General features: G+C 67.6%; 6 protein-coding genes. 2 read left to right on the top strand and 4 right to left on the bottom strand.

The annotated features are described in order from the left end of the window. Positions 1 to 33: 33 nt before the first annotated feature. Positions 34 to 468 carry an SRPBCC family protein gene (locus ACWDU1_RS22410; protein ID WP_450001204.1) on the bottom strand — a complete coding sequence of 145 codons (435 nt, stop codon included), beginning with the start codon at positions 466 to 468 and terminating at the stop codon, positions 34 to 36. A 224-nt stretch (positions 469 to 692) separates the two neighbouring features. Here ACWDU1_RS22410 and ACWDU1_RS22405 point away from each other — a divergent pair, with 224 nt between their 5' ends. Together ACWDU1_RS22405 and ACWDU1_RS22400 are read left to right on the top strand one after the other, a co-directional pair. Beyond that, entirely contained in the window at positions 693 to 2,129 is a 1,437-nt protein-coding gene (locus tag ACWDU1_RS22405) for an FAD-binding oxidoreductase (protein WP_450001208.1), read from the top strand. Continuing rightward, complete coding sequence (locus ACWDU1_RS22400; RefSeq protein ID WP_450001202.1) at positions 2,126 to 3,442, top strand: class I SAM-dependent methyltransferase; 1,317 nt, start codon at positions 2,126 to 2,128, stop codon at positions 3,440 to 3,442. Before ACWDU1_RS22405 ends, ACWDU1_RS22400 begins: the two co-directional genes overlap by 4 nt. Before the next feature lie 7 nt (positions 3,443 to 3,449). On the opposite strand, the gene ACWDU1_RS22395 is transcribed toward ACWDU1_RS22400, so the two are convergent. The 3 genes from ACWDU1_RS22395 to ACWDU1_RS22385 all read right to left on the bottom strand — a co-directional run. Further along, positions 3,450 to 7,148: a protein kinase domain-containing protein gene (locus ACWDU1_RS22395; protein ID WP_450001206.1), complete on the bottom strand. Its 3,699-nt coding sequence runs from the start codon at positions 7,146 to 7,148 to the stop codon at positions 3,450 to 3,452. A 524-nt stretch (positions 7,149 to 7,672) separates the two neighbouring features. Then, on the bottom strand, positions 7,673 to 9,823 hold the full coding sequence (locus ACWDU1_RS22390) for a 3-hydroxyacyl-CoA dehydrogenase NAD-binding domain-containing protein (RefSeq protein ID WP_450001200.1): 2,151 nt from the start codon (positions 9,821 to 9,823) through the stop codon (positions 7,673 to 7,675). Between the two features lie 38 nt (positions 9,824 to 9,861). Continuing rightward, positions 9,862 to 10,712: acetyl-CoA C-acyltransferase (locus ACWDU1_RS22385; protein ID WP_450001198.1), on the bottom strand; the 851-nt coding region annotated here is incomplete at its 5' end.

Below are 10,712 nucleotides of genomic sequence, written 5' to 3'. Positions count from 1 at the left end.
GGTGGCGTGGCGCCACCACCCCGGTCCGGACGGTCAGGCGAGTTCGCGTTTCAGGTTGCCCAGCACCTCGTCCTGGATCTTGCGCAGGCCCAGCGGCGCGAAGATGCCTTCGAAGATGCCCTTGATGCCGCCCGCGCCCTGCCAGACGGTGTCCAGGGTCACCAGCGAACCGGTACCGGCCGGGGTGACGGTCCAGGTGCTGACGAGCGTGGAATTGGCGTCCTTCTCGGTGACCACCTGATCGGCGACGGTGACCTGGGCGCGAATATTGCGCACCCGGCTCTCGGTGGCCTGTAGCGTCCATTCGGCGACGGTTCCGTCGCCCTGACCGCCCTCGACCACCTTGTAGTCGCGGTAATGCGCCGAGAGAATCTTCGGGCGCACCTCCGTGTAATCGGTGACCGCCGCCAGCGTGCGCTGCGGGTCTGCGGCGACCTCGATCGAGCTGCCGGCTTTGACCTGTCCCACGGTGAACTCCTATCCGGATACGTTGTGACAGCCCTATCCTGCTGGGTACCCGGCGCGCTGTCGCGTGCGGGGCGTGAACGGAATCCAGACAATTCCGGAAAATGCCGTCAACCACTGCGTACACCTCGTCGAACGCGATGCAACGGATATGTGACATTTCGCCCTCGGGACTCCCCCCGCGGTGGCCGCTCGAGTCCATGTAGGACTAGCGTCTAACCGTGGCAATGAGTCTGTTGGGGAAGGCCGGCCACAATCCGGCCGCAGTTGAATCCGGGTTCGCCGCATATCGGGCAGGTGTCGAACGCCTGCTCGCGAGCTACCGTGCCATCCCGGCGGGCGCCGATGTGCGACTGGCCAAGAAAACCTCGAACCTGTTCCGCGCGCGGGCGAAGAACACCGCGCCCGGTTTGGACGTTTCCGGGCTGACCCGGGTGATCGAGGTCGATCCCACGGCCAAAACCGCCGAGGTCGCGGGTATGACCACCTACGAGGATCTGGTCGCCGCGACGCTCCCCTACGGCCTGGCCCCGCTGGTGGTGCCGCAGCTCAAGACCATCACCCTCGGCGGCGCGGTCACCGGACTCGGGATCGAATCGACCTCGTTCCGCAACGGCCTGCCCCACGAATCCGTACTCGAGATGGAAGTGCTCACCGGCGCCGGTGAGCTGGTCACCATCACCCCGGACGGGGAAGCCGGGGATCTGTTCCGCGGTTTCCCGAACTCCTACGGCACCCTGGGCTATACGACCCGGCTGAAGATCGAGCTGGAACCGGTGCGCCCCTATGTCACCCTGCGCCATCTGCGATTCCACGACCTGCGTGAACTCGAAGCCACCCTGGACCGGATCGTGCGGGAGCGCAGTCACGACGGGGAACCCGTCGACTATCTCGACGGTGTCGTCTTCAGCGCGGACGAGAGCTACCTGACGCTGGGCCGGCAGACCGACGAACCCGGCCCGGTCAGCGATTACACCGGGATGGATATCTACTACCGCTCCATCCAGCACGACGGCCCGGAGCCGAAACGCGACCGGCTCACGATCCACGACTACCTGTGGCGCTGGGATACCGACTGGTTCTGGTGCTCGCGCGCCTTCGGCACCCAGAATCCACGGATCCGCCGGTTCTGGCCCAAACGCTACCGGCGCAGCAGTTTCTACTGGAAGCTGGTCGCGCTGGACCACCGCTACAACATCGGCGACAAGCTCGCCGCGCGTAAGGGCAACCCCCCGCAGGAGCGGGTGGTGCAGGATATCGAGGTACCGGTGGAGCGCACCGCGGATTTCGTGGAATGGTTCCTGCGCGAAATACCCATCGAACCCATCTGGTTGTGCCCGTTGCGGCTGCGCGATACCGGTAATCCCGGTGACGAGCGTCCGTGGCCGCTGTATCCGCTGCGGCCCGCGCACACCTACGTGAACATAGGCTTCTGGTCGGCCGTTCCGAAAACGGCCGGGCAGATCGATGGCGCGGCGAATCGCGCCATCGAAAAAACCGTCACACAATTCGACGGACACAAATCCCTGTACTCGGACTCGTTCTACGAACCCGAGGAATTCGCCGCCCTGTACGGCGGTGAAAGCTACAAAGATTTGAAGAAACGCTACGATCCCGGCCAGCGCCTGCTGGATCTGTATTCGAAGGCGGTGCAACGCAGATGACGACATTCAAGGACAGATCCGACGCTTTCGCGGACCTGGGCACCCGGCTCAGTATCGCCGAGGTGGTCGAAGCCCTGGTCGACGGTGATGTTCCCATCAAGCTGACCGCGTACGACGGCAGCACCACCGGTCCCGTGGACTCCGAGTTCGCACTCGAGATCCGCAACCCGCGTGGTATCAACTATCTCGCCAACGCCCCCGGTGACCTCGGTCTCGCGCGGGCCTACATATCCGGTGATATGGACGCCGCCGGCGTCCACCCGGGTGATCCGTACGAAATCCTCGCGGCCATGACGGATCTGAAGTTCAAACGGCCGTCGGCGCTGTCGCTGGTGGCCATCGCCCGGTCGCTCGGATGGGAGCGGTTGCGGCCGGTTCCGCCGCCGCCGCAGGAGACCCTGCCCCGGTGGCGCCGGATCGCCCTGGAGGGTTTGCGCCACTCCAAGACCCGCGACGCCGAGGTCATCCACCATCACTACGACGTCTCGAACACCTTCTACGAGTACGTTCTCGGCCCGTCCATGACCTACACCTGCGCCTGTTACGGCGACCGGGACTGGTCACTGGAGCAGGCCCAGGAGAACAAGTACCGGCTGGTCTTCGAGAAGTTGCGGCTGAAGGAGGGCGATCGCCTGCTCGATATCGGCTGCGGCTGGGGCGGTATGGTCCGCTACGCCGCCAAACGCGGTGTCCGGGTCATCGGCGCCACGTTGTCGGCCGAACAGGCGGCCTGGGCGCAGCGCAAGATCGCCGAGGAAGGGCTCGGCGATCTCGCCGAGGTACGGCATTCGGACTACCGGGATATCGCCGAGTCCGGGTTCGACGCGGTGTCCTCGATCGGGCTGACCGAGCACATCGGGGTCCAGAACTACCCGTACTACTTCCGGTTCATCCAGGGCAAGCTGCGCGACGGCGGACTGTTCCTCAACCACTGCATCACCCGCCACGACAACACCCGCACCACCAAGGCCGGGGATTTCATCGACCGCTATGTGTTCCCGGACGGCGAACTGATCGGCTCCGGGCGCATCATCAGCGAGATCCAGAACGTCGGGCTCGAGGTACTGCACGAGGAGAACCTGCGTGAGCACTACGCGCTGACCCTCGCCGAATGGTGCAAGAACCTGGTGGCCAACTGGGATGCCTGCGTGGCGGAGGCCGGTGAGGGCACCGCCAAGGTGTGGGGCCTGTACATGGCGGGCAGCAGGCTGGGGTTCGAACGCAATGTCGTGCAGCTGCATCAGGTGCTCGGCGTGAAACTCGGCCCGGGCAAACTCCCGGAGGTCCCGCTGCGCCCCTGGTGGCAGCCCTAGCCGCCCATCAGGTGAGCAGGTCGTCGAGGAACCGGATGGGCACTCGCGTCCCGCTCAGGGTGCGTACCGCGTCGGTTCCGTCCGGCGCGGTCAACGGCAGATCGTCGCGCAGCACGCGCAGGATCTCGAGGACGGCCGGCCCCGCGTCCAGCAGGGGCCGGCTCCACCCGAGCTCGGCACAGGTGGCGACCGCGGGTGCCAGTAGTGCCGCCGCTTCCCCCACCCAGCCCGCGGCGGCCAGGCATTCGGTGAGCAGCAACGACATATCGAGTCCGGCCCGCGGCCTGCCCTGATCCCGGGTCCGGCTGTGCAGTGCCCGGGCGTGGCGGGCGGCGCGTTCGTCCTCGTCGCGACTCCCCGCGGCGAGGAGTTCCCGGATGACGGCCAGCTCGTCGGCCTCCACGCTCAGGGCCGTCGGCGCCTCGATCACGGTGCCCGGTTCGCCCGCCGGTGCCAGTCCGCGCGCGGTACTGCCGTTGTTCAACGGCCCGGCCTCGGGCGGTAGGACGCCCAACCGGACCTGTTCGGCGCGGACCTGCGCGGCCAGCCGGCCGAGCTGGTTGTCGGCGGCGATACGCGCCCCTTCCGCGAGCCGTACCGTGGCCGCCGGGAGGTCACCGCGCAACGCCTTCACCCGGGAGCCGGTGACCAGGGTCGCGATCAGTGATTCGATCGGCCCGACCCGCGCCACGAGCTGGTAGCTCTCGTCCAGCAATTCCTCGGCCGCCGCCAGATCGCCGCGCCGGTACCGGAGTTCGCCCAGCAGCCCGGCCGCGGCACGGACACCGTTGGAGCGCGGTCCCGCCCGCGTCTGCGCGACCTCGTACGCCCGCTGATAGGCGCTGAGGGCGGCCGGGACGTCGAGCTGTTCGTAGGCGATCAGTCCGCGTCCGCACCAGGCGAAGATCTCGCCCAGCGGCTCGCGCGACCGCTCCTGATACGAGCGGGCCCATTCGAGCATCTCGGCCGCCGCCGGGAAGTCGAACTCACAGATCCGCACGTAGGCGTGGATATTGGCCGCGGTGGCCACCGTCCAGGCGGGAAGTTCGTCCGGATGACGCAGCGATTCGGCCACCCGGTCCTGCACGCCGGCGGACCGGTCGTGGGAGATCTCGTCGGCGGCGGCGAGTACCTCGGCCTGGCATCGTTGCCGGCGCACCTCGCCGTCGTCATCGGTACTGCGGGAGAGCGCGTTCGACAACCGGTTCAGTGCCGACCGCGCGGCGGTGGACTGCTGCAGGTTCACATTCGCCCGGGCCACCGCCATCAGCAGTTTCGACCGTGACGCGACCTGCTGCACCGGCAGTTTCGAGACCGACCCGAGCAGGGTCGCCACCCGGGAACCGTCGATCAGATCCATTCCGCCGCTCTCCAGCAGGTCGAGGGCGGTTTTGAAATCCGTTCCGGCCAGCGAATGATCCACCGATTTCCGCAGCAGCTGATGTTCGGCGTACCAGCGGGCGGCCCGCCGGTGCAGGGTCCGCACCCGCCCGGTGCGGTTGCGTTCCAGGCGCGCCCGCAGATACTCGGCGAACAACGGCTGCATCCGGAACCAGTCGGGGTCCTCGTCGGTGCGTCGCAGGAACAGTTCCCGCCGCTCGGCCTGTTCGAGTAGCTGCGCGGCCTGTTCCTTGCCGGTCAACGCGGCGGCCAGCGAAGCGTTGACCACCTCGGCCACCGAGATATCGGACAGGAAGTCGAGCATCTCGGGTTCGAGGGAGTCGAGGACGTTCTCCGCGAGGTATTCGCGGATTCCGTGCCCGCCCTCCGACATCCGGGCCAGCAGGCGGGTGGGATCGGGGTCGTCGCGCAGCGCGAGCGCGATGAGCTGGACGGCGGCGGGCCAGCCGTCGGTGGCCGCGTACAGCTTGTCCAGCTGGTCGGAGTCCAGGGCGAAACCGTTGCGCTGGACCAGGATCTCCCCGGTCTCGGCGCGGGTCAGGCACAGTTGCTCGGAGTCGATCTGCACCAGTTCGTCGTTCACCCGCATCCGGCCGATGGGCAGATCGGAGGCGTCGCGGCTGGTCACCACGAATCGCAGATGATGGCAACCGCTGTCCAGCAGTGCCGACAGCACCCGCAGCGCGCCCGGATCGGTGAGACGATGCCAGTCGTCGATGATCACCACCACCGGTTCCCGGCTGGTGTGCAGTTCGTCGATCAGGCTGGATACCGCGTAGGCGACGGTATCGGCCGGGCGCTCCTCCAGCATCTGCCCGAGCCCGGCGCCGATATCGGGACGGACCCGGTGGATGGCCTCGATCAGATGCGCCAGGAACCAGACCTCGTTGTCGTCGCCGCTGTCGATACCGATCCAGGCGGCCGGTAGATCCAGCGTCGCCAGTTCGTCGCGCCATTGTGCCGCCAGCACGCTCTTCCCGAACCCGGCGGGCGCGTGGATCACCGTGAGACGCCGCTCCACCCCGCGGCGCAGGATATCGAGCAGCCGCGGCCGGCGCACCGGCTCCCGGGGTGTACTCGGCGGCCGGAACTTGGTGGCCGGACTCGGCGGCAGCGTCGACGGACCCGGTATCCAACCGCTACCGCCGGCGCGCGGTCCGGGGTGCACCGGCCGCGGTCCGGGCGTACCGGGACGTCCGGCCTCGGACTTTCCGGGCCGGGCCGCGGTACTTCCGCGCGGGCCCTCGAATCCGGATGTCGCCGGCAGCACGGGCGCGGCCCCGCCGAGCACCGCGCTACGCGAGCCCGCCTGTGTGGGATGCAGCAGCGGCCAGCTGCGACGCGCCGTCACCGAGGGCCGGTCGTACGGCGGGGCCGCCGCGTCCAGCCCGGTGACCTCCGGATCCAGCAGCGCCATCTCGTCGGGGACCTGGCCGTGGGCACTCTGCACCGCGCGGAGCATCTCTCCGAATTCGTAGGCCGATTCCGGCCGGTCGGCCGGATCCTGGGCCATGGCTTCTTCGATCACCGCCGCGACATCGGCGGGAATATCCTGTTCGCGCAGGTCGGGAACCGGCTGCGTGGTGATCCGCAGGAACTGCGCGACCACCCGCTCCCCCGCCTGCCGCTCGAACGCCGCGTGGCCGGTGAGCAGCGCGAAAAGGGTCGCACCCAGGCCGTAGACATCCGAGCGCACCGTGGGGTCGGCGCCTTTGAGCACTTCGGGAGCGGTGAAGGCGGGCGAACCGGTGATCTGGCTGCTCGAGGTGCGGAAACCTCCCGGCATCCGGGCGATTCCGAAATCGGTGAGCTGCGGCTCGCCGTACGAACTGAGCAGCACATTCGCCGGTTTCACATCACGATGCAGAATGCTGGTCCGGTGCGCGCTCTCGATCGCGCCGGCCAGTTTCACCCCGGCGCGCAGCGTATCGGGCCAGCCGAGCGGGCCGTGATCGTGCACCAGCCGTTCCAGCGAACCATGCGTGGCGAACGGCATCACGATGAAGGGCAACCCGCTGGCGGTGACGTCGACCTGCAGGATGTCGACGATATTCGGATGCCCGGACAGCCGGCCCATGGCGTGTTCCTCACGCAGGAACCGTTCCCGGCTCTCCGGATCGAGATCCGACGACAGCACCTTCACCGCGACCACCCGGTCCAGCGCCCGCTGCACGCATCGGTAGACGATGCCGAAACCACCGCGCCCGATCTCCTGCGCCTCGGTGAACCCCATGGCCGCCAGCTCGGCGGCGATCTTCTCCGATTCCTCGGCCCCCGCCCGGGCATCGGGCCCCGGCACCGCCATGGTGGGTTCCGGGCCCGGCCTGCCCCGCCCGACCGCCTCACCTTCCGCGGGCTCGCTCACGGGAGCATCGGCGGCTACGTAGGCGTTCTCCGATTCGCGGCCCTCCGGGCCCGAACGCGCTCGTGGAGTCATCTCACCACCTCGCACTCGTAACGAATCGGCTGCGGCTCCGGGACCACCGCGATACCGTTCCGGTCCTCATCTCCAACGTAGCGCGCCACAAACCCCGATGCGCGGGATTCCTGGCCGTTCGCGTGTCTACCTCGACCGATCCGATATCGACCGGTGACGTATCCGGCGAACACCCGCCTATACACGCCATATTCGGAGACTTGTCGGCGGGATACCCCGTTCGCACGGCGATCACCGCCGCGCGAGCCGAATCGGCATCCGAACAAGACCCGGCCGTGACCCGGCCGCCACCGTGGACGGTCCCGGCCCGAAACGCGACCACCCGCCCCACGCGGTGCGTGGGACGGGTGGTTGCCGGTCGTTCCGGGAGGTACACCGCCCGGTCCGGATCCTTACTTACGCAGCGAGGCCGGAACCTCGAAGCGCTTGCCGTACTTCTGGGCCAGTTCGTCGGCGCGGGCCACGAACCCGGCCTGGCCGCCCGGGTAACCGACGATGAACTGGTGCACACCACCGGTCCAGGCCGGGAACCCGATGCCGAAGATCGAGCCGATGTTCGCGTCCGCGGTGGACTCGAGCACGCCCTCGTCGAAACACTTCTGGGTCTCGATGGCCTCGGCGAACAGCATCCGGTCGATCAGGTCCTGCAGCGGCGCGTTGAAATCGCGCACAGTCTTGAAGTGCTCACGCAGCTGCGGCCAGATGTTGAGACGCTTGCCGTTCTCGTCGTACTCGTAGAAACCGGCCTTCTCCAGACGGCCCGGACGACCCTGTTCGACCATGTAGTCGACCACGTCGATGGCCGGATGCCGTTCGGTGCCCATGGCGGCGTCGCCGGCCTTGGCGGCCGCCTCGGTCTCCTTGGCGATCTTCTGCATGAGCTTCATGTTCAGCTCGTCGGTCAGCTGCAGCGGCGGGGCCGGGTAGCCCGCCTGCGAACCGGCCTGCTCGATGGTCGCGGGCTCGATGCCCTCGCCCAGCATGGCGATCGCCTCGTTGACGAAGGTGCCGATCACGCGGGAGGTGAAGAAGCCGCGGCTGTCGTTGACGACGATCGGGGTCTTCTTGATGGCGAGGGTGTAGTCGAACACCCGGGCCAGGGCCTCGTCGGAGGTCCGCTCACCCTTGATGATCTCCACCAGCGGCATCTTGTCGACAGGCGAGAAGAAGTGGATGCCGATGAAGTCTTCCTGGCGCTTCACGCCCTCGGCCAGGCCGGTGATCGGCAGGGTCGAGGTGTTGGAGCCCAGCAGCGCGTCCGGGGTGACGATGTCCTCGATCTCCTGGAACACCTTGTGCTTGAGCTCGGTGCTCTCGAAGACGGCCTCGATCACGAAGTCGACGCCTTCGAAATCGGCGACATCGGCGGACGGCTTGATCCGGTCGAGCAGCGCCTTGGACTTCTCCTCGGTGGTCTTGCCCCGGGACAGCGCCTTGGCCTCGATCTTCTCCGAGTAGTTCTTGCCCCGCTCGGCCGCCTCGATGGTGACGTCCTTGAGCACGACCTCGTAGCCGGCCTTGGCCGATACGTAGGCGATACCGGCGCCCATCATGCCCGCGCCGAGTACGCCGACCTTCTTGATCTCCTTCTTGGGGACATCCTTCGGGCGCGAACCACCGTTGTTGATGGTCTGCAGATCGAAGAAGAAGGCCTGGATCATGTTCTTCGCGACCGGCCCGGTGAGCAGGTGCACGAAGTAGCGGGACTCGATCAGCGACGCGTCGTCGATGCCGACCTGCGAGCCCTCGACCGCCGCGGCCATGATGGCGCGCGGGGCGGGCATATTGGCGCCCTTGAGCTGCTTGCGCAGGTTGGCCGGGAACGCGGGCAGGTTGGCCGCGAAGGCCGGCGAGGCGGGGGTGCCGCCGGGGATCTTGAAGCCCTTCTTGTCCCAGGGCTGCACGCCGCCCTCGGGGTTGGCCTTGATCCACGCCTTGGCCGCGGGGACCAGTTCGTCGATGGAGCCGACCAGCTCGTCGACCAGGCCGATCTCCTTGGCCTTGGCCGGCTTGTTGCGCTGGCCCTGCAGCAGCACGCCCATGAGCGCGGTCTGCAGGCCGAGCATGCGCACGGTGCGGATGATGCCGCCGCCGGCGGGCAGCAGGCCGAGGGTCGCCTCCGGCAGGCCGATCTGCGAACCGGGGACATCGGCGGCGATCCGGTGATGGGTCGCCAGCGCGATCTCCAGGCCACCGCCGAGCGCGGCGCCGTTGATGGCGGCGACGACGGGCTTGCCGAGGGTCTCCAGCCGGCGCAGCGCCGACTTGATCTCGTTCAGCTCCGCCATCAGCTCGGGGCCGTTGTCCGGGCCGACCTGCATCATGTTCTTCAGGTCGCCGCCGGCGAAGAAGGTCTTCTTCGCCGAGGTCAGCACGACACCGGCGATATCGTCCTTCTCGGCCTCGAGGCGCTCGACCGTCGCGGTCATCGACTTCTTGTAGAGGTCGTTCATCGTGTTGGCGCCCTGGTTCGGATCGTCCATCGTCAAAACGACGATGCCGTCCGAATCCTTCTCCCAACCGATCATGTTGGCTTCGCTCACAGCTCTGTGTCTCCTTGTTGAATCAGTGACCGGTGGGATCAGACCCGCTCGATGATGGTGGCAACACCCATGCCGCCGCCGATGCACAGCGTGACCAGGGCGTACCGGGCGTTACGACGCTCCAGCTCGTCGACCATGGTGCCGGTGATCATGGCGCCGGTGGCGCCCAGCGGGTGGCCCATGGCGATGGCGCCGCCGTTGACGTTCAGCTTCTCGTCCGGGATCCGCAGATCCTTCTGGAACTTCAGCACCACGGAGGCGAACGCTTCGTTGATCTCGAACAGGTCGATATCGTCGACCGTCAGACCGGCCTTGGCCAGCACCTTGTGCGCCGCCGGAGTCGGGCCGGTGAGCATGATGGTGCTGTCGGCGCCGCTGGTGGCGGTGGCGACGATCCGGGCGCGCGGGGTCAGGCCCGAGGCCTTACCGGCCTCTTCGGTGCCGACCAGGACCAGCGCGGCACCGTCGACGATGCCGGAGCTGTTGCCGCCGTGGTGGACGTGCTCGATCTTCTCCACGAAGTGGTACTTCTGCAGCGCCACCGCGTCGAAGCCGCCCATCTCGCCGACGCCGGCGAACGACGGGTTCAGCTTGGCGAGATCTTCCAGGGTGGTGCCGGGACGCATGTGCTCGTCACGATCCAGCACGGTCAGGCCGTTGATGTCCTTGACCGGGACGATCGACTTGGCGAAGTAGCCGCCGGTGGTGGCCTTGGCGGCCAGCTCCTGCGACCGCACCGCGTAGGCGTCGACGTCTTCCCGGCTGAAGCCCTCGATGCTGGCGATCAGGTCGGCGCTGACACCCTGCGGTACGACGTAGGTGTCGTAGTTGGTGGCCGGGTCGAGCATCCAGGCGCCGCCGTCGGAGCCCATGTCCCGCGTGCCCATGG

This window comes from Nocardia sp. NPDC003345, assembly GCF_053589395.1.
This window is presented reverse-complemented; position numbering and strand designations above follow the sequence as displayed.

Coding starts and splice junctions, on each gene's coding strand:
- ACWDU1_RS22405 (WP_450001208.1), top strand. CDS start 693: ATGAGTCTGTTGGGGAAGGCCGGCCACAATCCGGCCGCAGTTGAATCC.
- ACWDU1_RS22400 (WP_450001202.1), top strand. CDS start 2,126: ATGACGACATTCAAGGACAGATCCGACGCTTTCGCGGACCTGGGCACC.
- ACWDU1_RS22395 (WP_450001206.1), bottom strand. CDS start 7,148: ATGGCGGTGCCGGGGCCCGATGCCCGGGCGGGGGCCGAGGAATCGGAG.